21 protein-coding genes and 2 pseudogenes are annotated in these 23,776 nt (G+C 33.3%); 5 read left to right on the forward strand and 18 right to left on the reverse strand.

All coding sequences use genetic code 11. The annotated features are described in order from the left end of the window. Position 1: 1 nt before the first annotated feature. Positions 2-1,852, reverse strand: coding sequence for a ribonuclease J (locus FP432_RS02965; protein ID WP_265489370.1), 1,851 nt, complete (start codon positions 1,850-1,852; stop codon positions 2-4). A gap of 166 nt (positions 1,853-2,018) precedes the next feature. Next, entirely contained in the window at positions 2,019-2,288 is a 270-nt protein-coding gene (gene rpsO / locus FP432_RS02970) for a 30S ribosomal protein S15 (RefSeq protein ID WP_265489371.1), read from the reverse strand. Positions 2,289-2,482: 194 nt separating this feature from the next. On the opposite strand from rpsO, the gene rpsT reads away from it, so the two are divergent. After that, entirely contained in the window at positions 2,483-2,740 is a 258-nt protein-coding gene (gene rpsT, locus FP432_RS02975; RefSeq protein ID WP_265489372.1) for a 30S ribosomal protein S20, read from the forward strand. Between the two features lie 47 nt (positions 2,741-2,787). Here rpsT and holA read toward each other — a convergent pair whose 3' ends face one another. From holA to typA, 9 genes are all read right to left on the reverse strand, one after another. Continuing rightward, on the reverse strand, positions 2,788-3,774 hold the full coding sequence (gene holA, locus FP432_RS02980) for a DNA polymerase III subunit delta (RefSeq protein ID WP_265489373.1): 987 nt from the start codon (positions 3,772-3,774) through the stop codon (positions 2,788-2,790). Further along, positions 3,761-5,884 (reverse strand): DNA internalization-related competence protein ComEC/Rec2, encoded by a 2,124-nt coding sequence (locus tag FP432_RS02985; RefSeq protein WP_416202885.1) that lies wholly within the window; start codon positions 5,882-5,884, stop codon positions 3,761-3,763. Before FP432_RS02985 ends, holA begins: the two co-directional genes overlap by 14 nt. 133 nt (positions 5,885-6,017) lie before the next feature. Beyond that, positions 6,018-6,692, reverse strand: coding sequence for a helix-hairpin-helix domain-containing protein (locus FP432_RS02990; RefSeq protein WP_265489375.1), 675 nt, complete (start codon positions 6,690-6,692; stop codon positions 6,018-6,020). Positions 6,693-6,764: 72 nt separating this feature from the next. Further along, entirely contained in the window at positions 6,765-7,802 is a 1,038-nt protein-coding gene (locus FP432_RS02995; protein WP_265489376.1) for a SepM family pheromone-processing serine protease, read from the reverse strand. Further along, positions 7,795-8,283, reverse strand: coding sequence for a pantetheine-phosphate adenylyltransferase (coaD, locus tag FP432_RS03000; RefSeq protein WP_265489377.1), 489 nt, complete (start codon positions 8,281-8,283; stop codon positions 7,795-7,797). Before coaD ends, FP432_RS02995 begins: the two co-directional genes overlap by 8 nt. 3 nt (positions 8,284-8,286) lie before the next feature. Beyond that, complete coding sequence (rsmD, locus tag FP432_RS03005; RefSeq protein WP_265489378.1) at positions 8,287-8,835, reverse strand: 16S rRNA (guanine(966)-N(2))-methyltransferase RsmD; 549 nt, start codon at positions 8,833-8,835, stop codon at positions 8,287-8,289. Then, positions 8,832-9,164, reverse strand: coding sequence for a DUF2129 domain-containing protein (locus FP432_RS03010; RefSeq protein WP_265489379.1), 333 nt, complete (start codon positions 9,162-9,164; stop codon positions 8,832-8,834). The genes rsmD and FP432_RS03010 overlap by 4 nt, the downstream gene beginning before the upstream one ends. Then, on the reverse strand, positions 9,164-10,348 hold the full coding sequence (locus tag FP432_RS03015) for an FtsW/RodA/SpoVE family cell cycle protein (protein WP_265489380.1): 1,185 nt from the start codon (positions 10,346-10,348) through the stop codon (positions 9,164-9,166). The genes FP432_RS03010 and FP432_RS03015 overlap by 1 nt, the downstream gene beginning before the upstream one ends. A gap of 113 nt (positions 10,349-10,461) precedes the next feature. Next, positions 10,462-12,318, reverse strand: coding sequence for a translational GTPase TypA (typA, locus tag FP432_RS03020; protein WP_265489381.1), 1,857 nt, complete (start codon positions 12,316-12,318; stop codon positions 10,462-10,464). Between the two features lie 256 nt (positions 12,319-12,574). Between typA and def the strand changes: the two genes are divergently transcribed. The 4 genes and pseudogenes from def (at position 12,575) to FP432_RS03040 (ending at position 16,427) form a co-directional block, all read left to right on the forward strand. Then, the gene (def, locus tag FP432_RS03025; RefSeq protein ID WP_265489382.1) at positions 12,575-13,129 is read left to right on the forward strand and encodes a peptide deformylase; all 555 of its coding nucleotides are present in this window, start codon (positions 12,575-12,577) and stop codon (positions 13,127-13,129) included. Positions 13,130-13,480: 351 nt separating this feature from the next. After that, positions 13,481-13,705, forward strand: a complete 225-nt coding sequence (locus tag FP432_RS03030) for a DNA-dependent RNA polymerase subunit epsilon (RefSeq protein ID WP_265489383.1) — start codon at positions 13,481-13,483, stop codon at positions 13,703-13,705. Further along, a pseudogene (gene rnjA, locus FP432_RS03035) lies at positions 13,705-15,384 on the forward strand (ribonuclease J1); the annotation flags it as partial. The gene FP432_RS03030 and the pseudogene rnjA, both read left to right, overlap by 1 nt. A gap of 116 nt (positions 15,385-15,500) precedes the next feature. Then, positions 15,501-16,427 (forward strand): diacylglycerol/lipid kinase family protein, encoded by a 927-nt coding sequence (locus tag FP432_RS03040; protein ID WP_265489384.1) that lies wholly within the window; start codon positions 15,501-15,503, stop codon positions 16,425-16,427. Positions 16,428-16,464: 37 nt separating this feature from the next. On the opposite strand, the gene FP432_RS03045 is transcribed toward FP432_RS03040, so the two are convergent. From FP432_RS03045 to FP432_RS03075, 7 genes and pseudogenes are all read right to left on the reverse strand, one after another. Then, positions 16,465-18,870: an ATP-dependent RecD-like DNA helicase gene (locus FP432_RS03045; protein WP_265489593.1), complete on the reverse strand. Its 2,406-nt coding sequence runs from the start codon at positions 18,868-18,870 to the stop codon at positions 16,465-16,467. A gap of 387 nt (positions 18,871-19,257) precedes the next feature. Further along, positions 19,258-19,500: pseudogene (locus FP432_RS03050) on the reverse strand (tetratricopeptide repeat protein); the annotation flags it as partial. Continuing rightward, a complete protein-coding gene (locus FP432_RS03055) occupies positions 19,500-20,165 on the reverse strand; it encodes a histidine phosphatase family protein (protein WP_265489385.1) in 666 nt (221 codons plus the stop codon). The gene FP432_RS03055 and the pseudogene FP432_RS03050, both read right to left, overlap by 1 nt. Positions 20,166-20,265: 100 nt before the next feature. Beyond that, on the reverse strand, positions 20,266-21,393 hold the full coding sequence (mnmA, locus tag FP432_RS03060; protein ID WP_265489386.1) for a tRNA 2-thiouridine(34) synthase MnmA: 1,128 nt from the start codon (positions 21,391-21,393) through the stop codon (positions 20,266-20,268). Between the two features lie 21 nt (positions 21,394-21,414). Beyond that, on the reverse strand, positions 21,415-21,750 hold the full coding sequence (locus FP432_RS03065) for a DUF1831 domain-containing protein (RefSeq protein WP_265489387.1): 336 nt from the start codon (positions 21,748-21,750) through the stop codon (positions 21,415-21,417). A gap of 120 nt (positions 21,751-21,870) precedes the next feature. Further along, positions 21,871-23,022, reverse strand: coding sequence for a cysteine desulfurase family protein (locus FP432_RS03070; RefSeq protein ID WP_265489388.1), 1,152 nt, complete (start codon positions 23,020-23,022; stop codon positions 21,871-21,873). Between the two features lie 39 nt (positions 23,023-23,061). After that, the gene (locus FP432_RS03075) at positions 23,062-23,763 is read right to left on the reverse strand and encodes a 5'-methylthioadenosine/adenosylhomocysteine nucleosidase (protein WP_265489389.1); all 702 of its coding nucleotides are present in this window, start codon (positions 23,761-23,763) and stop codon (positions 23,062-23,064) included. Between the last annotated feature and the right edge of the window lie 13 nt (positions 23,764-23,776).

Genomic DNA, 23,776 nt, shown 5'->3' on the forward strand with positions numbered 1-23,776 from the left:
CTTAAGCCTTCTTTTGTGCTAAGTTATCTTTACTATGATTTTGCTTATTATTTGCTTTTTTATGTGGACGCTGATTTTTTGAACTAGTAGTATTAGACGTTTGAGAGCGATTTGGGCGAGCATTCTTATCTTTTATTTCTTCTTTTGCCTTGTGAAGCTCATTACGTTTTACCATCGCACGATGTCTATTTTGATTTACTTCCATTACGACTGGAAGTACAACTGGTCGACGACCGGTTTGCTTATACAAAAATTTTTCTACGCTATTTCTTACATCTTGTTTTAACTCTGTCCAATCAAAACGTTTATGTTCAAAATTATTAGCAATTGCTTCTTTGATAGCATCTACCGCACCATTCATCAACTCGTGGTTTGTCTTGATATAAACAAATCCTCTAGTTGATACTAATGGTTCAGAAACAATCTTTTTCTTTTTGCGGTCAATTGTTACTGCAGCAATGAAGACACCATCATCTGATAAAACTTCACGATCTCTTAAAACAATGTTTCCGACATCCCCTACACCTGAGCCGTCGATCATCGTATCTTCGCCTGGAACAGGATCACTAAGGTAGAATCTACCTTTTTCTAATTTTAAGACGTCACCATTCTTAGTTAAGTACACATCTTTAGGATCCATACCTACTTCAACGGCTAAATTCTTATGTAGTTCCAGCAAACGATATTCACCAATTGCAGGAATCAAGAATTTAGGTTTCATGGTATCAATTAAGATTTGCAAATCGCGTCCAGTAGCATGACCACTCGTATGACGTTCCCGGCCTAATTGTTTTACGGTACCACCAGCACGATAAATCATATCGCTGGTTTGAGCTACCATAGTTTCTACTGAATGAGAAGGAGTCGTTGCAATAAACACCATGTCTCCCTTTTTAATCTTAATCAAACGGTGACGATTAGTAGCCATCTTTTGAAGTGATTTAAGTGGTTCTCCCATTCTACCAGTTTCCAGAATTACTAGTTCGTTGTCTGGGATTTTCTTTAAATCTTTACTATGAACTAATAAATCTTTTGGAACATCAAGATAGCCCAATTTCATTGCAGTATAAACTATCTTACCAATGTCACGTCCGGTTAAATAGACATGACGTCCGGTTGCTGCTGCTGCTTGGAAAATTTCTTGAATTCTAACAATATTAGAAGCTTTAGAAGCAACAATAATTCTACCTTCATGGTTATTAAAGGTATTAAGAATATAGTTTTGAATTGATGACTGGCGATCGTTAGGGAAGACCGCTTCTGCATTAGTAGAATCACTTAATAAAGCTAAAACGCCCTTTTGAGATATTTCGGATAATCTAACAAAGTCAGTTCGATATCCTTCTTTAGCTGATGGATCAAACTTAAAGTCACCAGTATAAACAATTTCTCCTTCTTTTGTAGAAAGATCAATTCCGAGTGAATCAGGAAGTGAATGCGTAGTCTTAAAGAAAGATACACTTGCATTCTTAAAATCAATTTCAGTATCAGCATCAATTACATGGAATAAATTGTTTTTGCGACGCTTATTTTCACGTTGAACTGCAATTTTTGCTAATTCAATTGTAAGTTTAGAACCGAATACTGGAATATCATGATTGCGCAAAATATATGGAAGTGCTCCAATTGCATCATCATGACCATGAGTTAAAAAGATTCCTGCAATTCGATCGCCATATTCTTTGAAAAAGTCTAAATCTGGAATTACGACATCAATTCCAAGCATTGAGCTGTCTGGATATTTAAGTCCAGCATCCATAATAAAAATTTCATCGTCAACTTGAACAGCATACATGTTCTTTCCATTTTCACGCACGCCACCCAACATCATTATCTTAATGTTTTGTGCCATAATTTTCTTCTTTCTATACATTTATTCAATTTTCTTGTGGATCAATATGATCAAAACGAAATTTGTCTATTTAATTTTAGCATATTAAGACATGATTTTAAAAGCGTACAAAAAAAGACAGCCTCAAATTGATTCTGTCTTTTGTGTGCAATGCAAATATTTATTATTAACGACGTAAACCTAATTCTTGGATTAAGTCACGGTAACGTTGAATGTCCTTATTTCTTAAGTAACGAAGTAAGTTACGACGGTGACCAATCTTCTTAAGCAAACCACGGTATGAGTGGTGATCTTGTTTGTTTTCTTTTAAGTGTTCGTTCAAGTTGTTAATTTCGTCAGTAAGCAAAGCAATTTGAACTTCAGGAGAACCTGTATCACCTTCGTGACGACCATACTTCTTAATTAATTCATCTTTTTTTTCTTTTGAAATTGCCATGAATAAATACCTCTCTATATATAATTGCCACTAACATCGTTTACCGTCGGCAACGTGAAAACAGCGTTAATGGTTCCAACAAGGTTATATGATACCTGTAAGAATTTAAAAATGCAAGTACAATTTATCTTGCAAGCTATTGCCTCATTTAGTACAATTAACTGGTAAATCTATATTTTATCGAGGTGAAATTCATGCCACAAATTAAATCTGCAATCAAGCGTGTTAAAACTACTGCTACTGCTAACAAGCGTAATGCTTCTGAAATGAGTAAATTGAGAACTGAAATCAGAAAGTTCAACGAAGCTGTTGAAGCCAAATCAAAGGACGTCCTCGAATTACAAGTTAAAGCTGCTCGTGCTCTTGATAAGGCCGTTTCAAAAGGTCTTATTTCAAAGAACAAGGCTAACCGTGATAAATCACGTATGGCAAAAAAAGTTGCTGCTAAATAATTTTTAATCATAAAAAGACAGGAGTTAAAACTCCTGTCTTTTTTATTCTAAAGTGACAATATAAACATCTTAAGGTATTCATTACCTCGATATTGCCCATTTTTATAACCAAAATCAAGCGCAATACACTTTTGCAATAAGTATTTTAACTTTTCTAACGTGACCACATTTTGCATTGCTAATTTAATTCTGTACGGATTTGCCTTTAATTCTTTTATAATTTGTTCTCTAGTCCATCTTCTTGTTTGTAACGTCTTCACAACCATTAAAAATTCTATTTGCGACTCAAAAATTCCTAATATTTGGATAGCATTATTTCCTTCGCGTAAATGCTCATCCAGTCTAGCACTCGCTTGAGCGTAATCTCCTTTAAAAGCGACAGTTAGGATCTCAAATATATTTTCAGATAAAGAGCGATCAACATTCTGCTCGATTAAAGACTCTCTTATTTTTTGATCTTCACTGATACTTTTTAATTTAACATAATTATTTAAAGCTGTATCTAATACCTGGTCACTACGTTGAATTAGTAATTGTAAAGCCTGATTAGTAATAGTATAGCCTTCACTCTTACTGATTCCCTTTATCAGACCACTTATTTCATAAGGACGGTATTTAGTTTCAACTACATCGACTTGATCAAACAAGATTTTGCTTATTTTTTTACGTTTATCTATTTTTTCATAACTTGCAATAATAACTAGGATATTTTCTATTTCCTGTAGATGATCAAGGATTAGTTGTAATTTATTTACTTGTTTTTTGTATTTATCTGCGATTCTTGCAGTCAAAAAGAAGGGATTTTTAACAACAATCAATTTTTGTTGTGCAAATAATGAGGACTCGGTTAAGTTTGCAATTAATTCTTCTATCCCATCTTCACTACAATCAATAATAGTTTGTTCTAAATTTTTAAATTTTTCTTGTCTAATAAAATCTTTTGCAACATAATCATTTAAATATGCATCTGGTCCTGTAATTAAAGTGTGACTATTTTTTAAATTCGTGGGTTTGAATAATTCAATTAATGCCATGTAAAGATCCTTGATTAAAAGTTGTAAATTTATTCTGACGATTTAGTGGATAATATGTCCATGTAATTGTACCACTATCTTGAGTTGCATAATATGGAATTTTTAACGACTCCAGCGTTTGAAGTGTTTCTAAATGAGGATGTCCAAAACGATTATTTCTCCCCGCAGAAATAAAAACGAGTCGGGGATTAATAGTTTTTAAAAATTCGGGATTAGACGATGTTTTACTTCCATGATGTCCCAGTTTAAAGTAGTCCACTTGTATGGGAAATTGCTGAATAAGTTTTTTCTCTCCCTCCTGATCTAAATCTCCAGTAAAAAGCCAACTTTTACCGCCTAAATTAAAATATAACGAAAGTGAATCTTCATTTTTACCGGTTCCTGGTAAAAATGGATACATCACATGAAAAGTAATATCTTTATTCTTAACCACATCTCCAGCAAGTAATGGTACTAATTTTGTATGCTTAACTTTTCCATTAATTCTTTTAATAAATGAAGGATTCTCGTTTAAACCTTGAGCAAAATACAGTTTTCTTACGGGTACTTGATCTAATAATGGTCCCAAATCCCCAATGTGATCGGCATCCTGATGAGACAAGAAAACTGCATCCAAATGATCAATTCCTTGTGCATAAAGATAAGGTAATGTAATACGATTTATTTGAGGACTTGATTTTTTCTTACCAAAATTCACTTTTCCTCCTGTATCAATTAAGTAGGCTTTGCGTTTAAACGGTGTAGTAACTAAAATACTATCCCCCTGGCCTACATCTATAATTGAGACTCTACCGTACAAAGGAAAATGTATTGATACGAAAATAACCACATAGGTCATCAATAAACTTAAATAAAAGAGTCTTTTTTGCTGTTTCTTGTGACTATAAATAATAATGACTAATGAAAGAAGCAATAATAAGATAGTTTGCCACCAGTTAATTTTTCCAAAATTGATGATCCCTAAATTAGTTCTGGCTAATTTTTCCATGAGTTCCATAACTATATGAAAAATTTTTTCAATAAAGAAAGTTAGACCAGGGCATAATTTAAAAGTTATTACACCAATTAGCGTTAAAGGTAACAAGCAAAAATTAAAAATTGGTACAATTATAAAATTAAATAAAAGGCTTAAAGCATTAAATTGATAAAAATTATTTAACAAGATTGGTGTAATTAAGAGATTCAACAATAATCCCTGTTTAATTGCTCCTTTTTCGCCAATTAATTCTAAGCCCAAAACCAATAAATATGATAAGATTGCACCACAATTAAAAAATAAGCGTGGCTTTATAAATAGGTGAATTAGTGCTACTAACCCAAGACGATCTCCCCTAGTTAGGGGGATATTTTTCAAAGAGAATATTTTTCCTAGAAAAAAGCCTAAGCTTGCCCTAACAAAGCCAGCCTGAAAATCAGCTAAAGCAATTTCTATTCCCAAGACAAGGATGCAGATGAGAAAAGTTTGATATTCATCTCGTTTCAACAAAGTGCAAATAATTGAAATAAAAGTAGTATATAGTCCCACATGCAACCCAGAAATACTTAAGAGATGAATTACACCCAAATTTCGATAACTATCAAGAATAGTTTGATTTTTACTATCCAAATTTTCAGCTAGTAACATTTCACTTGTCATAAAGCCAACTAACCTCGGCAATTGTAAACAAAAATTTTTTAATTGATTACGTAAACCATGAAAATAGTCAATTAAGTTTCTTTTTTTAGGTAAAATTTGATAATTTTTTAAAATTACCCGCTCATAAATATGCTCACTAGCATAAAATTTTCGATAATCAAATTGACCAAAATTAGTGGCTGGCTCTATTTCTTGCGTTTGTCCAACTAAATTGGTAAGAATCACTGTTTTATTTTTATTCAAAGCCGCTTCTAATTCTTGCGATACTGGTAAACTAATTAGAATTTTATCATTTCCTATTTTAGCTTCTCCATGCCCAAATCCTTCCTTGATCTTTAATTGATCCGGTTGAAGGACGATACTATTACCTAAATCACACGTACTATATTTAGACTTAACTTTATCTCCTAAAAATATAAATACGATAATTAGTAAGAACATGAAAATATTTAGGCTGCGATTATATTTAATCATAATCAGACTCATCAGGTATCCAATAATAATAAGTCCTAAACAGTGCTGCAATGTTGTATTTGCTTCAAAATAATAAATTGAAAGAAGCGAAAACAATAATCCTAAAAGAAACAAATATCCAGGATTAAGACAATTATAAAGCCAATTGGTCTTTAAACTTCTCAAAGGTTTTATCTCCAATACCTGATACTTTAGTAATATCTTCTATTTGATTAAAACCACCGTTTGCATCTCTAAACTGAATAATTTGTTCCGCTCTTTTTTGACCAATTCCACTTAATTTTTGTAAGTCAGCTACACTAGCACTATTTAAGTGAATTTGTTCTTTGTTGGTATTATCAGTTGAAGTATTTGAGTTTTGTCCTCCAGTAGGCATAACGGGATCTACCTTTTCACCATCATGTGGGATATATATTTGATCTTGATCCTTTAATAATTGAGCGCGATTTATTGCTTTGATTTGTGCTTTTTCTGTTAGCCCTCCTGCTGCATCAATCAAATCTAATAAGCGAGCTCCTGCTTTCAAAGTATATACTCCACCATGTTTCACAGCCCCTGAAATATCACAGGTAATTTTAGTTGATGCAGATGTCTTAGGAGCCGTTGAAGCATTTGATGATAAATTTGGAGATGGAGCACTTTTGTTGGCTGACTGAGAACTTTGACTTGATTGTGGAAGTAAATTAGAATTATCAACCTCGCTTTTTTGAGCATTAATATAAAAAAACATTATTCCAATTAATAAAATTCCAATTAAGCAGTACTTCTTATTTTCTTTAATAATTTTCTTGATTTTTTCAAAATCCATTTTTATCACCTCATAACTAATTACGCATTTTTCGACAATTTTTATCATAAAAAAAGCTTTCAAATGAAAGCTTTAAATTTTATGTGTATTTAAATAAGAAAGAGCATCATTAAAATTATTTACTGGAATTATTTTCATTTTAGTATGAATTTTTTTTGCAGTTCTAACAGCTTCAGCATAATTTGTATCTCTTTGTTTAATTCCAACGGGTTGTTCAGCAGGAGCAAAAAATACTTTTATTCCTTGCTTACTGGCAGCGACAACTTTTTTATCTATTCCTCCAATCATTCCAACATGTCCCTTTTCATCGATCGTACCAGTTCCTGCAACCTTGGTTATTGATAATTTTTGATGAATAAAGTATTGATAAGCAGCCAAACTAAACATTAAGCCAGCTGATGGTCCACCAATATCACCTGCATCAATTGCAAGTCGCGGAATTGTTTTAACTTGCGAATGGTCAATTAACTGAATGCCAATACCAACTTGCTTAGTTCCTGCTATTTTGACTGTTTTTCCGGTCATTGTTAAAGAATGCTTAGCTCTGATTACCTTAAGTGTTATTGGAGTATTAGGTGCCAAATGATTGAGATAAGATTGTAGTTGTGCAGTAGACCTAAAATTTTTGTCGTTTACTGCTTGAATGTTATCACCAATTTGCAACTTATCTTTAAATGTTGAGTTAGATAAAATACTCATCACATAAACGCCTAGATATTTCTGGGAATATGGTACATTAGCTTTTTTTGCTGCATAAACCAGAGCATTATTTTGGCTAGTCTGCATATAATACTTTTGAATTTCATTATATTGTTTATTGCTAGCATCCCCTTGAATTTCCTTTTTTGTATATCGACTATCAAAGGGTCTTAAATAAGATGTAAGATAATCTATTAAAACTGCGGGACGTTCAGATACGGTAACATAATATAAATTATGATAATTATATTTTGATTTCGTTTTTATCAAACTACTTATCGGACTTGCTTGACCCGGGCTTTCAATCACATAATTAGTCGGCCAAAGACAAATTATAAGTGCAACAAAAAATGCTGCTATTATTAGCAGCCAATTTTTTATCTTAGATTTTGAATGTTCTTTTTTATTCATGTTGATTGACTTTCTTTTTTAGTCCAATTGCTACTTCACTAGGAACAAGTTTAGTTACATCTCCCCCGAACATTGCTGTTTCTTTAATCATCGATGAAGAAATAAAACTATTCTCTGGACTAGTTAACAAAAAAACTGTATTTAATTCTGGGGCGAGGGTTTTATTTATTTGGGCAATTTCACGTTCATAATTAAAATCAGCATCATTTCTAAGACCACGAACAATTATAGATGCATGCAGTTTTCGTGCTACGTCAACGGTAAGTTCCAGCGGGCGACCAATTACTTCAACATTCGTAATTGGATTCAATACTTTTTTTGCCAATTCAACTCGCTCTTTTTCATCAAATAAATATTTTTTTTGAGTATTGGTCATAATTACCACAAACAATTCATCAAACATTTTTGCAGCTGTCTTAATAGTTTCTAAATGACCATTGGTTAAAGGATCAAAACTTCCTGGAAAAATTGCCTTTACCATAAATTATATCCTCTCGTAAATCTTAACTTTGGTTCTTCCCAAGTGATGATTCTTTTTCAAATTAAAGCCATCTATCACTGGTAATTCCGTATGTTCATCAGTTTCTGCAATTACTAAGGCATGCTTATTTAGCAAATCTAGTTCCTGCAATTTTTTCATCACTTTAACAATCTTTTCTTTTGCATATGGTGGATCCAAAAAAATAAGATCAAACTTCTTACCATGTTCAGCCAACATTTTTAAAGCCTTAAAATCACTTGCTTTTAAAACTTTAAATCGGTCTGCTTCTCTAGTTAAATCAACATTTTTGTGAATAATTTTGCAAGCTTGGGCACTGATATCAACTAAATATGCTTCCTCATAGCCTCTGGATACCGCCTCAATTCCCAAGGCTCCGCTACCTGCATAAAGATCTAAAACACGTCCTCCTGAAAAAAACTGACCTAAAGAGTTAAACAGAGATTCTTTAACTTTATCGCTAGTTGGTCTCGTACTATTACTTTTTAGCGTTACTAAATTTCTTTTAGCATATTTTCCAGAAATAACTCTCAATTAAGTGTCTCTCCTTTATCTAACATTTCTTCAGCTTGAAGTCGCAAGTCTTCCATAAATTTTTCTTCGTATTCAGCTGAGAAATTTAAATTATCTTGCTGTGACCTTTCAACTTTTTTGACAAATTTTTCTTTTTTAAGAGAATTGATTGTTTGATCAACTTGTTCCGCATTTAAATAAATAATAACGTACTTGTTTTTTCTTGAAAAATATACAATATCACCGAAGTGTCTCAATTTATACTGGTCTCTTGCATTATAAAGCCAAACAATAATACTTTTTCTAGCTTCTATGTGATGCTTAGAATTATCCTGATAAACCAATCCCATTATTGTACGGTCTCGCTTTCCATAAGATATTTACGCTCACTTGCCGCAATATTTAATACGATTCCAAGTCCTGCACTTAAAACTATTAGTGACGAACCCCCATACGAAATAAAGGGTAAAGTAACCCCTGTAATTGGAAGTAAACCTAATACTGCTCCCACATTGAATAGGGTTTCGGTAAAAATCATTGTTGTGACACCAAAACATACTAAGGCATTAAACTGAGTATGAGCATGAATTCCTACTTCCATAATACGCCACATTAAGAAGAATAATAGTGAAACAATGGCGATTGCTCCGATTACACCAAGTTCTTCTGCCGTGATCGAAAGAATAAAATCAGTATAAGGTTCAGGTAAATAACCACGTTTTTGCATTGAATTTCCTAAGCCAGATCCAAACAAGCCACCATTGTGAATTGCGTAGTAAGAATTAACTAGTTGTGCACCACCTGTTTTTTCCAATTCGAAGGGATGAGCAAATGCAAGTAAACGTTGAAACTGATAAGATCCTTTAATAAATCCAGGTTCCCAAACGAGTAGGACAAAAACTAATAAAATAATGGCGATAAATAAGGTAGCTAACCATTCTAACGCTAATTTTGTCGGAATACCTGAAACCAAATACATCACAAATACAATCATAAAGAGAATTGCTGAACCACCAAAATCAGGTTCAACTATTACCAAAGCAATCATACAGAAAGAAATAATTGTTGGTCCAGAAAGATTTTCTCGGATTTGACCTGGAATAATTTTTCCATCTCGCCGATCTAAAACATAAGCTAAGTAAAGTACCAGAGACAATTTGGCTAACTCAACAGGTTGAATATTAATAAACCCTAAATTGATCCAGCCTACCGCACCATTAACAGCTGCTTGACCATGACTAATTATTTTTAGCGCAACTAAAAATAAAAGTAAGACAGCAGAAATCCCTAAATAAGATAAGACAAATTTTTTATTCTTGAATATTTTTAGCTTTAATCCAAAAGTTGGAATACCAAATAAAACAAATGCTGCAACAAAATAGATTATCTGACGTGACATATAGACTGTTGACTTGAAGCCATTGACTAATAAAATATCAGAACTCGCTGAATATACCATAATAATTCCCAACAAACAAAGAATAAGATAAGGAATTAAGATGGAATAATCTAAATACTTAATTTTTTTTCGCACGTTTGCTTACTTCCTCTCAGTTAATTGCTTATATTATATCATGCAATAATTTGAATTAAGACATAAAAAAAGACAAGGATTAATCATCCTTGTCTTTCAAGATTATCTTTAAATTACTTACCGCGTTTCTTGTCGGCTTTCTTTCTTTCATTGGTGTTTAAAATCTTCTTACGTAAACGAACACTTTGTGGAGTAACTTCACAATATTCATCTTCATTTAAGAATTCAAGAGATTCTTCCAAAGTTAACTTCTTAGGAGTCTTAATAGAAGCTGAGTGGTCCTTACCAGAAGCACGAGTGTTAGTTAAGTTCTTACCTTTAGTGACGTTTACGGCAATATCACGTTCACGAGATGATTGACCCACAATCATACCTTCATAAACTTCAACACCAGCTCCAAGGAACAATTCACCACGTTGTTCAACTGATTGAAGTGAGTAAGTAGTTGATTGACCCTGGTTAATCGAAACTAAAGCACCATTACGACGGCCTGGTTCCCAATTCTTAATTACTGGAGCATACTTTTCAAAAGTATGGTTCATAATACCATAACCAGCTGTTTGAGACATAAATTCGTTGTTGTAACCAATCAAACCACGAGATGGAACTAAAAATTCTAATCTAGTTTGACCATTACCAGTTGATTCCATATTCTTCATTTCACCTTTTCTTTGTGAAAGAGAATCAATAACAGAACCTACATATTCATCTGGTGTATCAACTTGAACAGTTTCATATGGTTCACTCATTACACCATCAATTTCACGATAAATTACTTTAGGACGTGAAAGTTGTAATTCAAATCCTTCACGACGTAATTCTTCAACTAAAATTGAAAGGTGAAGTTCTCCACGACCAGAAACAGTCCAAGCGTTAGTTCTATCAGTAGGTTCAACTTTTAAGGAAACATCAGTACGAGTTTCACGAATTAAACGATCTTCAAGTTTCTTAGGTGTAACTTGATCACCTTCTCGACCAGCAAATGGTGAATCGTTAGCAACAAAGTCCATTTGTAAAGTAGGTGGATCAATATTAAGAAGTGGTAAAGCTTCTGGTTTATCTGCTGATGCAATAGTTTCACCAACATAAATATCATTAATACCTGAAATAGCAATGATATCGCCAGCCTTAGCTTCTTTAATTTCATTACGCTTCAAACCGAAGTAACCAAATAATTTAGTTACTCTAAAGTTTTGAGTTGAACCATCACGTTTCATAACTGTAACGTTGTCACCAACTTTAACAGTTCCTCGGAAAACGCGACCTACACCGATACGACCAACATAGTCATCCCAATCAAGCATAGTAATTTGGAATTGCAATGGTTGATCAGCAGTATCTTCTGGTGCAGGAATACTCTTAATAATGGTATCAAAGATTGGATCCATAGTTTCTTCTTGTTTACTTGGATCAGAATCATATGAAGAAGTACCATTCAATGCACTAGCATAAACAACTGGGAAATCAAGTTGTTCATCAGTTGCTCCTAATTCGATGAATAATTCAAGAACTTCATCTAACACTTCTTGTGGACGCGCACCTGGACGATCAATCTTATTAATTACAACAACTGGCTTAACTCCAGCTTCTAAGGCCTTCTTTAACACGAAACGTGTTTGAGGCATGGTACCTTCATAAGCATCAACTAATAAAAGTGCACCATCTACCATGTGCATGATACGCTCTACTTCACCACCAAAGTCGGCGTGTCCTGGCGTATCCAAGATATTAATAGTAGTATCGCCGTATTTAACCGCAGTATTCTTAGATAAAATAGTAATACCACGTTCACGTTCAATATCATTTGAGTCCATTGCACGATCTTCAAGATTCATATGCTCTGGTAAAGTATCGGATTGCTTTAATAATTGGTTAACTAAAGTAGTTTTACCGTGGTCAACGTGCGCAATAATCGCAATATTTCTTACATCGTCTCTTGTTGCCAAAAGAAATTCCTCCCTGAATTTCATAAAAAAACTGTGACTCCAGTCACAGCCCTTCTATGCAAAAATAAAATTGCAGTTTGTTGAAGCTTTATCATCTGTATAGTTTCAGTTGAAGATTTTAACAAAATATTGGAGCAACGTCAATAAGGTCTACGATTTAAAGGTAGATAATACTTCAATAATCATTAAAAATGTTATAAACTGTTATAAGTTTGTTAATTAAATTTCTATTTCAATATAGTTTTATATTATATATTCTTAAGTTAAGGAGAGAATTATTTTGATCTTAATGCATGATATTGTTCGCGATGGCGATCCCGTTTTGAGAAAGGTAGCTAAGCCACTAACTTTTCCCCTTTCCGATGAAGACAAAAAATTTGCTGAGGAAATGATGGAATACCTTGTCAACTCACAAGATCCAAAAATTGCAGAAAAGCATCAATTACGAGCTGGAGTTGGTTTAGCTGCTCCCCAAGTTGGTCGTAGTATTCAAATGGCTGCATTATTAGTTCCAAATAACGAAGGCGAAATTATCTTTAAAGAAGTTTTTGTAAACCCTAAGATTCTTTCTGAATCTGTTAGACAAGCTTGCATTGCTGAAGGAGAAGGTTGTTTAAGTGTTGACGAAGACATTGAAGGGTACGTACCTCGACCAGACAAATTAAAAATTCATTATTATACTGTTGACGGTGAAGAAAAAACCATTCGTCTAAAAGATTATCCTGCAATTGTGGCTTCTCATGAAATTGATCACCTTAATGGTCATTTGTTTTATGATCGTATAAATAAAGAAAATCCATTTTCAATGGACGAAGATACTATTGTAATTTCCTAAAATTTCAATACTATAAAAAGACCAGGAACACATCACGAGTTCCTGGTCTTTTTGTCAACATGTTTATATAAATTATTGTAAGGCTTTTTCGCAAAAAAAGTGCTAGCACCACGCTAGCACTCCCATGTTACTTAAGAAGAATGAAGATACTCCTAATGTAGATGATAACCACTCATCTACATTAATAATAATACTTATAATTTTATAATTTGTCAATTATATATTAATAGATATTACAAATTCATCTTATATACTTACATTATAATTTATGGTAAAATTTTAATAGCTATTGAGTCAAATATTTAGTTTTGACTCACATTTGAACGTTTTATATATAAGGAGATTTAACAAATGATCTATAAAGTTTTATACCAAAAAGACCAGATCGTTAATCCAAGAAGAGAAACAACTCAAACTCTTTATCTTGAAGCAGATAATTTAGTTGAAGCAAGAAAATTGGTTGAGGATAACACCCCCTATAATATTGAACTCATCCAAGAACTAACTGGTAATTCCCTTGCTTATGAAAAGCAAAATCCAGAATTTAAGCTTACAACTATTGAATCTAAGGATTAATGGCTGTCAAATTAAAAAATAATGAAGTCGGCGTTTACGCTATTGGGGGTTTAGGCGAAATCGGCCGTAACATGTACTGCGTTGAATTCCAAGATGAAATCATCATCATGGATTGCGGTATCAAATTCCCTGAAGATGATGAAATGGGAATTAACTATGTAATCTCTGACTACTCTTACTTAGTTAAGAATCGTCATAAAATTAAAGCTTTAGTTATTAGTCACGGACATGAAGACCACATCGGGGGAATTCCATTCTTATTAAAGAAAATCCCTGAAATTCCGGTCTATGCCCCACCTTTTGCTTTGGCATTAATTAGAGGCAAACTTGAAGAACATGGTCTTTTAAAAACTACTGAACTCCATGAAGAACTCGAAGATACAGTATTAAAGTTTCCTAAACTTTCTGTTTCCTTCTTTAGAACTACTCACTCAATTCCCGATACACTTGGAATTACTGTTCATACTCCAGAAGGAGCCGTAGTTTTTACTGGAGATTGGAAATTTGATCTTACACCAGTTATGAATCAACCAGCACCAAACTTCCAAAAAATGGCTAAAATTGGTGAGGAAGGTGTACTTGCCCTACTTTCTGATTCTACAAATGCAGAAGTTCCTACCTTTACAAAGTCAGAAAGATTTGTTGCACAATCACTCCATAACATTATTACTGGTATTGATGGCCGGATAATTTTTGCTACTTTTGCTTCTAACCTTTATCGTGTATCAACTGCTATTCAAGCTGCAATTGATACTGGTAGAAAGGTAGCCATCTTTGGCCGCTCAATGGAAAACGGAGTTCAAAACGGTATTGATTTAGGCTACTTAACTATTCCAGACGGTACAATTGTAGATGCCAGTGAAATAAATAAACTTCCTCCTGAAAAGGTAATGATTTTATGTACTGGGTCACAAGGAGAGCCACTAGCTGCTCTTTCAAGAATTGCTAACGGTACACACCGTCAGATTTCTTTACAACCAAATGATACAGTGATTTTTTCATCTAACCCTATCCCAGGAAATACTACCAGTGTTAACCATTTAATTAATAAGTTAACTGAAGCTGGTGCAAAGGTGGTTCATGGAAAGATTCATAATGTGCATACTTCTGGACATGCCGGACAAGAAGAACAAAAAATGTTAGTTGAATTAATGAAACCTAAGTTCTTCGTCCCTGTTCACGGTGAATATCGGATGCAAGTAGTTCATACCCAAACTGCCCAAGAAACAGGTATGCCAGCTGATCATACTTTTGTATTAAAGAACGGAGATGTTTTAGCCTTAACCAGAGACTCTTCAAGATTAGCAGGTCATATCAACATTCCAGATGTTTACGTCGATACTTCTGGATCTGATGATGTTGGTAATGTTGTTGTCCGAGATCGTCAAATCTTAGCTGAAGAAGGTCTCGTAGTTGTGGTAGCAACGGTAGACTATGAACACCAACGTGTTTTAGCTGGTCCAGATATTCTCAGCCGTGGTTTTGTCTATATGCGTGAATCTACAGATTTAATTAGTGCTGCCCAAAAGCATGTTTACCATATCTTAAGAGGAGAAATGGCAAAGAAATCCAAACCAGATGAACGTGAATTAAAGAAGACGATTATTGAGAATTTACAAGATTTTCTCTATTCTCGCACTGAACGACGTCCAATGATTTTACCAATGATTATTGATAAAAATAGAAACGAAAAAACTTACAAAAAAGGTAAGAAAAAAGAACAAGACCAAAATCCAATAAAAAACGATTAAAGTAAAAACCCATCAAGGGTTTTTATTTTTTAGAACATATACTTATGAGTAAAAAATTTTATCTATTAGTTAATCTAAAATCAGGTGCAGATCGTGGTACCTTTTCTTATCGCAAAGTTACGAAAATCTTAGAGCAGCAAAATATCGAATATGAGACAATTCTCTCAAAATATCCACGTTATCTCATTAAAGCTGCACGGCAATTAGCAAATGAGCTCCAAAATGATCCGAATACTTATCTTATAGTAATCGGTGGCGATGGAACTTTAAATCAAGTTTTAAATGGCATTAAACAATCAGACTTCCCCTCTACACCGCTTGCTTATTTACCATCTGGTACAGGCGACGACTTTGCGCGTGCGCTTAATTTACAATCTTCGCCTGAAGCACTAATTAATAAATTGTGTACCAATCCTGAAGTAACTGAAATTGATTGTGGTTATTATTTTAATGTGAATAACCAACATGAAGGATATTTCATTAATAACTTAGGGATTGGATTGGATGCATATGTGGTAGCAGAAACCAATAATTCAAATTCTAAAAAACGCTGGGGCCATTTTTCTTATGGTCTTAACGTTTTTAAGGCGGTGCTCAACCAGCCAGGTTTTCCCGTCACAATTAAAGTTAATGATGAAGTTCATTCTTTTAATAATGCGTATCTTGTTACTACAACTAACCATCCGTTTTTTGGCGGTGGAGTCCCAATCTTACCTAAGGCAAGCCCTACTAATCATTTATTAGATGTCGTAATCGTAGAAAAACCTTCTCTTTTAAAATTTATCTATCTTTTTAGCAAAATGATCATTACCAAAAAACAAATAAAAGACCCTAATTTTCACTATTATGGTGCAAAAGAATTAGAAGTAAGTACAAAAGATCTAGAATATGGACAATTAGACGGTGAGGAATTAGGTAGTAAAAATTTTGATTTATTATTCCATATAGATAAATTTAATTTATTACATTAAAAAAGCCATTGAGTAATATAATACTCAATGGCTTTTTTTAACCTAATTTTATGTTTTCCATTCCAATCATCGGATCAATTTTTCCTGAATAAATTAATTCTGGCGTTAATATTTTTTCTGAATTGCTTATCTTTTCTTTATCTTCAATTTGAGAACCATCCTTCAATTGAGTATCTGATTTTAATTCTAAATTAGTTTTTATTGAATTAGTTAGCTCAATTTCAAGAATCTTTTGAATCTTTTGAATCTTTTTAGTTAGTCCAGTTTGACGATTATTTCCAGGTGTTCTTAGCGCCATTTCATACGCCCTTTTTTCACCTACCATCACCAAATTCTTGGACGCACGTGTAATAGCGGTATATAAAAAATTTCTTCGTAACATCATATAATTTTGCATCGTCAAATTTAAGATAACTAAGGGGAATTCTGACCCCTGTGACTTATGCACAGTAATGGCATATGCACGCGTTATATCAAGTAAATCTTTACTATCAAATTTTACTTCTCTTCCGTCAAAATTCGCGACAAGACACTCTTTGTTCTTCTCTTCATCAATCCCTATTACTTTTCCGATTTGACCATTATAGATATCTTTTTCAGGATTATTTTGTAATTGGAGGATGCGATCTCCAATATGAAAGACCTCATTATGAGCTTTTAATTCTTTTCTTTTATTCATATCCTCGGTTGCAGGGTTAATAATATCTTGAATTAAATCATTAAGATGGTTAATTCCGCCAATCCCATTATACATCGCACCTAAAACCTGAATTTCATCCTTTTTAAACCCCTTCTTAAGTGCATAATCAACAATTTGCTCAATTGCGGGGCCAACTAAATTAGGCTTACAAGGGATAAAAGAATAATTAGCAGTTTTCCCAAAAATTATTTTCTCAGCTAGTTTTTGATCTTCATTGATAGCATGAGCCAATTTAATAATTGAAGAATCTTCTCCTTGACGATGAATAGTATTTAACTGGGTAGTAGGAAATGCTCGAGAAGCAATCAAATCATGATAAATATTTCCGGCTCCAACTGATGGTAACTGATTTTGATCTCCCACAAAAACGATGTGCTTAGTTGAATCAATACTTTTAACTAGTAGACGAAAAAGAAACATATCAACCATCGACATTTCATCTACAATCAACATGTCGCCGTTTAATTCGTTTAACTCAGTATCATCATTTTCACCAATCCCTAATCCTAATAACCGATGTACTGTTTTGGCATTAATTCCAGTGATCTCACTCATTCTTTTAGCTGCCCTACCAGTTGGAGCAGCTAATAAAATTGGTGGGTCATCACTGTAAATACTCGCTGAAGGAATTTGGGCTAGTTCTTGTAGACATAAGATAATTCCATTAATAATTGTAGTTTTTCCAGTACCGGGACCACCTGTAAGAATAGTAACAGGATTTTGAATAGCATTTTTTATTGCTATTTTTTGAGTTTCATCATATTTTATTTTTAAAGATTTTTCAGCTTTCTTAATCGCTGAAGAAATTTCTTGATCAGAAAATTGTTTAGTTTTCGGACGCGTATTTACTATGCGCTTCAATTCTTGAGCTATATCTTGTTCTACCTGAAAGATATTTTGTAAGGCTGCGCTATCATCATCAACAACTACTTTTCCCTGCTTTTGAAGTTCATTAAGAGTAGTAGCAATTGGATCATATTCATTAATAGATAATAATTCACTAGCTTTAGTTAATAAATCAGCAAGTTTTACAAAAGTATCTCCCTGTGAAGCTAATGCACTTTGTAAAATTTGAAATATTGCACCTTTAATTCTACGTGTATCATATGGTTCAATTCCCAAATCCACTCCAATTTCGTCAGCAGTTTTGAACGCATAACCGCGAATTTCACTGATTAAATCATAAGGATCAGCCTGAATTTTTTCTAATGCTTGACCATGATAATTTTTATAAATTAAAGTTGCTACATTCTTTTTAATACCAAATTTTGCAAGTTTTAAAACTACTTCAGATAAAGAATCCATTTTATTAACACCGGATAAAAGACTATCTCTTTGTTTAGGAGTCAAATTTAAATTATCTATCTGATGAGGATTATCTTTAAGAGTATCCAATACATTGGTCCCCAATGTTGTAACAATTTTTTCAGCAGTTTTTTTCCCAATACCTGGAAATTGATCGGAACTTAGATACTTTGTTAGACTGTCTTCTTCATGGGGAAGCAGTTGTTCATAACTTGATGCTTTAAATTGAGGTCCAAATTTTGGGTGAACTATGAGTTCTCCTTTAAATTTATACGTCGATCCCAACTGAAGTTCTCCAAAATTTCCTGTTACCCGGATACTTTCTTGCTCATAATTTGGTAATTGGCTAATAAGATCAATATCTATTATTTTAAAAAGATCTTGATCATTTTCAAAAACAATATTATTTAATCTGCCAGTTAGTTCTGTTTCACTCATTTTTTCCCCTAAGCAGTTTGACCAGAGCAGCATACTGATTTTGCGCCTGTTTAAAATAGATTGGATCAATCTTTTTGCTAACTCAAAATATTTCTGTGCTTGATCACGATCATGATCAAATATTGTTAATCCTAACAAAAAGTTAACTTTAGCAGATCGCTGTTTCTTAGGAATTAGCTCAAATTGCTTTTGTGCCGTCGTTAATTCACCTAAGCTTAGCCAAATATCTCCTAACAATTCTAAAACTCGGTTATCTATTTGTTTAATTGTTAAAGCATATGCCAAAGCCTTTTGAAATTGGCCTAACTTCATAAAAATTAAAGCTTTTTGATATAAAGTTTCATCATCATTAGGTAAGGTATCGATAAGTGCTAAAGCCCTTTCAAAGTCACCTGAAAGATAGTAACAAATTGCTAAATTGTATGTTAATTTTTCTGGATCTGCTACAATTCCTTGAGCTTTTTGCAAAAGCTCCAAAGCTTGATCAATTGAATTTTCCTCTATCAAGTAAGTTGATAATTGAAGATAATTTTCAATATCTTTTGGATCTTGATCAATTTTTTTTACTAATAAATGGAAAGCCTGGTCTTTCTCATTATTGTTGAAAAGTTTATCAATATTCTTATCCATTAAATAGTATCCCTACTTGTAATTTTTCGATCTAAATATGAAGTTTCATTCCATAATTTTTCTTGGAATGTCTTTCCACCATCATCTGTTTCAAGTACGGTTAAGCTTGTATTAGTCAAACCTCCACGCTTTCTAATATCAGGTATCTCATACCCTTCTAACGTACGCGTTAAAGCACAGAGAGCTGCCCCATGACTCACTAATAAAACATTATCATCAGCTTTGGGATATTTTTTGACAATATCTTCGATTAACTCCTTGCCACGTTTAATCATATGTTCAAACGTTTCACCATTAAATGCTGATGAGTCATAATCTTTTGGTTCAAAGCGAAATGCATGAATTTGATCAGGATATTTTGCTTCAGCATCAACAAATTTCATCCCTTCTAATTCGCCTAAATTGAACTCTTTAAGCCGTCTATCTTCTATTACCGGCACTTGTATGCCCATGTCCTTTTTTAGAGTTTTAGCTGTTGTAACTGCCCTTTCAAGCGGACTAGCATAAAATGCTTGAAATTTAACTTGCTTTTTCTTTAAATATTCAGCCAATTTTTCTATATCTTCATAACTACTTGGGAGTAATGGAGAGTTCCCTCCTCCCCCTTGATAACGTCCCTCTAAGTTCCATTGTGTCTTCCCGTGTCTAACAAAATATAACTTCATAAATACGAATCTCCCATCATTATATTAATAATTATAATGATTTTTACTATTGTTTTACAAGAGAACTTAAAAAAAGAGGCCAAGTAATATTGGCCTCTTTTTATACTAATTGTAATTGCTTTTCGTTTTGATATGCCTTATCAATTGTCGCACTACCTAAACATTCATCACCTTGATAAAAGACGATTTCTTGTCCTGGAGTAACTGCACGTGCAGGTTCATCAAAATCAACATGAACAGTATTCTTAGCAGCATTATAATGCATAGTAACACCCACATCAGCTTGACGATATCTGAACTTAGCAGTACATTTGACAGTTAAATCTTCAGTTGGCATCCCTGTAAAGAAAGATACTTCACTTCCATCTAAACTAGTTGAGTAAAGTAAATTACTGTCATAGCCTTGTTCTACAATTAAACGATTATTTTCTAAATCTTTACCAACTACAAACCAAGGAGCAGTTGATTCCTTAGTAGAACCCAAACCAAGTCCTGATCTTTGACCAATAGTGTAGTACATCAAGCCCGCATGCTCACCAACAACTTTACCATCAGGGGTAACCATTTCCCCAGCCTTAGCAGGTAAAAATTCGCTCAAAAACTTCTTAAAGTTTCTTTCACCAATAAAACAAATTCCAGTTGAATCCTTCTTATTAGCAGTAATTAAACCAGCTTCTTTAGCAATCTCACGCACTTGTGGCTTAGTTAAATCAGCTAGTGGAAAGATTACCTTCTTAAGCTGATCTTGTGATAATTGACTCAAGAAATATGTTTGATCCTTATTACCATCCTTTGGACGCATCATATGAACAAGTCCGTTTTGATCCGTACTTGTCTTAGCATAGTGTCCCATAGCAATATAATCTGCATCTAAGCTCATTGCAAAATCTAAGAATGACTTAAATTTAATTTCTTTATTACACATGATATCAGGATTTGGAGTTCTACCTTTTTTGTATTCTCCTAAAAAGTACTCAAATACTCTTTCCCAGTATTCTTTTTCAAAATTAATGGCATAATATGGAATACCAATTTTATCCGCAACCTTTTTTACATCTTCAAAGTCTTCAGTTGCTGTACAAACGCCTGAATCATCAGTGTCATCCCAGTTTTTCATGAAGACACCAACAACATCATAACCTTGTTGTTTTAATAAAAGTGCTGAAACTGATGAGTCAACTCCTCCACTCATACCTACAACAACTCTGATTTTGCTGTTATCTACCATTTAAATCCTTCTCCTTTAAATTTAGGCCAATTTAATAATTTGATGATCTTCAAGATCCTTTAATGTGTAATCAAGTAGCTTAACCATTTCACTTAACTGTTCGTTTTTAAAAATATTAACTTTTTGTAATCCACTTCGATCTGTTATAACCATCGTAAGGTGATTCATCTCTTCGTTAATAGTTATTTTTAGCTTACAAGTAGCATTATATGGTGAATCATTATATAGTGGACGATCATATACAAAATTGCCACGTTTAGTTTGCTTGAAGCCAACGTCTATCAATGCATAACGTTTAACATTTGGATCAATTGTAAACTTTCTAGTATCACCGTTAATTATTATTGTATTTGCCATATCTATCATTTCTCTCTATTATTTTAGCTTACTTAAAATAAGTGTCAAGTTAAATTATTTATTTACTTAATTATACAAAAATAAGTCGTCTAAAAGTTCTTAATTAGACGACTTATCAAATTATTTACTTAATCGCTGACACATTTTAATTAAAGCCTTACTAAATTCCTCTACTTCTTCTTCAGTAGTAAAACGACCAAATGAAATTCTAATTGATTCAGCAATTCTTGGGGAATCTGCCCCATACATTGCAGTTAAAACATGAGATGGAGTAAGTGAGCCTGCAGTACATGCAGAACCACCCGACACAGCAAAACCAGCCAAGTCAAGATTTGTTAAAGCCGAATAAGTATTAATTCCTTTCAACCAAAGATTAAGAACATGATGAGAAACTTCTCCCGTAACATCGCCATTTATTGCATAATCAATTTTAGCATCATTCAAATTATCTAAAATAATTTGTTGCAAGCGAGCGTATTTTGTTTGCAAAGTCTCTTTATCTATTTTACTTTCTTCGTCAACTGCTACACCAAAACCAGCAATTGCAGGTACGTTCTCTGTTCCTGGACGACGTTTCTTTTCTTGTTCGCCACCAAGTAATAAATTAGAGATATTTAAACCATCACGTTCATATAAAAAGCCCAAAAACTTTGGTCCATTTATCTTATGAGCCGATGTGGATAAAAGATCAATGTGCATCTTTTTTACATCTACTTCAATATTTCCATATCCTTGAACATTATCAACGTGGAAATAAGCATTTGTTGGTGCAACAAGGGCCCCAATTTCTTCCAAAGGCATAATAGACCCTACTTCATTATTGACCGCCATAATAGAAACCAAAATGGTATCAGGTGTTAATTCTTTCTTTAATTGTTCTAATGAGATGTGGCCACTTTGATCAACATCTAAATAAACCACTTGATAGCCTTGTTCTTCAAGTTGTTTCATTGGATTCAAAACAGAAGGATGTTCGATCTTGGTAGTAATAATCTTTTTTCCAATATCACTACGAGTTTTAGCCGTTCCGAAAATAGCAGTATTATTACTTTCTGAACCACCAGATGTAAAAATAATATCACCGGGTTTTGCATTGATAGATTTTGCTAGAATATCACGAGCATGATCAACTGCTTCACGTGCCTTTCGGCCGAAAGCATGTTGACTTGAAGCATTACCAAAATCATTAGCCATTTCTTTACTAATTACTTCTACTACCCTTTGATCCATTGGTGTAGTAGCTGCATTATCGAGATATATGTTTTTAGTCAAAATTAATCTTTCTTTCTTTTTGTAAGTGAATGTTTAATACTAATTTAACACTTCTTTATCTAAATAGGAAGAAATAATTGTAGCTGCTTTTTGGCCGACTTCTTTGACAAAGGTATCAAAATCTTCATCTGCTCCTTCATCACCATTATCAGAGATAGCGCGTAAAGCAACTAAAGGAACGTTAAACTTGCTAGCTACTTGAGCAAAAGCAGCCCCTTCCATTTCAACACCTAAAGCATTTGGAAAGTTTTTCTTAATTGTTTCTTTTTGCTCATTAGAAGCAATAAAACTATCTCCTGTGACAATTAAGCCCTCTTTAAAGTCAATGTTATTATTCTTCAAATAATTTAAGAAATTACTTCTTGCCTCACTATTAAGTTCAAACTGAGCTGGTTCTTGAGGAATTTGCCCTTCAACATAATTTCCAGCCTTGGTATTATGCGCATCATGATAGGTAAAACTATTGGGCAAGATTAAATCTTTTTGATGAATATCTTTATTCATTGAGCCAGCTGAACCGGTCATAAAGATCAAGTCAATATTTTCATTTGCCAATAAAGCAGTTAAATTCATGGCTGCATTAACTTTTCCAATTCCACTTAATCCAATATAAACATCATTCCCACTAACAGAAAAATGTTCGAATTCTGTTGATCCGAACATTTTTTTGTCATCAGAATGGAAATGTTGCTTATAATATTCGGCTTCTTCAGCCATTGGTACAATAATTGCAACTTTCATTTTGATTCTCTTT

It is taken from the genome of Lactobacillus sp. PV034 (genome assembly GCF_014522305.1).
GTDB lineage: Bacteria > Bacillota > Bacilli > Lactobacillales > Lactobacillaceae > Lactobacillus.

Excerpts from the sequence above, each read along its gene's own strand:
- FP432_RS03010 (WP_265489379.1), bottom strand. The coding sequence starts at position 9,164 with ATGGGATTGGTTTATCAGGATAATTCTAAGCATCACATAGAAGCTAGA.
- FP432_RS02985 (WP_416202885.1), bottom strand. The coding sequence starts at position 5,884 with ATGATTAAATATAATCGCAGCCTAAATATTTTCATGTTCTTACTAATT.
- rpsT (WP_265489372.1), top strand. The coding sequence starts at position 2,483 with ATGCCACAAATTAAATCTGCAATCAAGCGTGTTAAAACTACTGCTACT.
- FP432_RS02965 (WP_265489370.1), bottom strand. The coding sequence starts at position 1,852 with ATGGCACAAAACATTAAGATAATGATGTTGGGTGGCGTGCGTGAAAAT.
- coaD (WP_265489377.1), bottom strand. The coding sequence starts at position 8,283 with ATGGTAAAGGCAATTTTTCCAGGAAGTTTTGATCCTTTAACCAATGGT.
- holA (WP_265489373.1), bottom strand. The coding sequence starts at position 3,774 with ATGGCATTAATTGAATTATTCAAACCCACGAATTTAAAAAATAGTCAC.
- FP432_RS03045 (WP_265489593.1), bottom strand. The coding sequence starts at position 18,870 with ATGAGTGAAACAGAACTAACTGGCAGATTAAATAATATTGTTTTTGAA.
- FP432_RS02990 (WP_265489375.1), bottom strand. The coding sequence starts at position 6,692 with ATGGATTTTGAAAAAATCAAGAAAATTATTAAAGAAAATAAGAAGTAC.
- mnmA (WP_265489386.1), bottom strand. The coding sequence starts at position 21,393 with ATGGTAGATAACAGCAAAATCAGAGTTGTTGTAGGTATGAGTGGAGGA.
- FP432_RS03030 (WP_265489383.1), top strand. The coding sequence starts at position 13,481 with ATGATCTATAAAGTTTTATACCAAAAAGACCAGATCGTTAATCCAAGA.
- rpsO (WP_265489371.1), bottom strand. The coding sequence starts at position 2,288 with ATGGCAATTTCAAAAGAAAAAAAAGATGAATTAATTAAGAAGTATGGT.
- FP432_RS03075 (WP_265489389.1), bottom strand. The coding sequence starts at position 23,763 with ATGAAAGTTGCAATTATTGTACCAATGGCTGAAGAAGCCGAATATTAT.
- FP432_RS02995 (WP_265489376.1), bottom strand. The coding sequence starts at position 7,802 with ATGAATAAAAAAGAACATTCAAAATCTAAGATAAAAAATTGGCTGCTA.
- FP432_RS03040 (WP_265489384.1), top strand. The coding sequence starts at position 15,501 with ATGAGTAAAAAATTTTATCTATTAGTTAATCTAAAATCAGGTGCAGAT.
- FP432_RS03065 (WP_265489387.1), bottom strand. The coding sequence starts at position 21,750 with ATGGCAAATACAATAATAATTAACGGTGATACTAGAAAGTTTACAATT.
- FP432_RS03055 (WP_265489385.1), bottom strand. The coding sequence starts at position 20,165 with ATGAAGTTATATTTTGTTAGACACGGGAAGACACAATGGAACTTAGAG.
- typA (WP_265489381.1), bottom strand. The coding sequence starts at position 12,318 with ATGAAATTCAGGGAGGAATTTCTTTTGGCAACAAGAGACGATGTAAGA.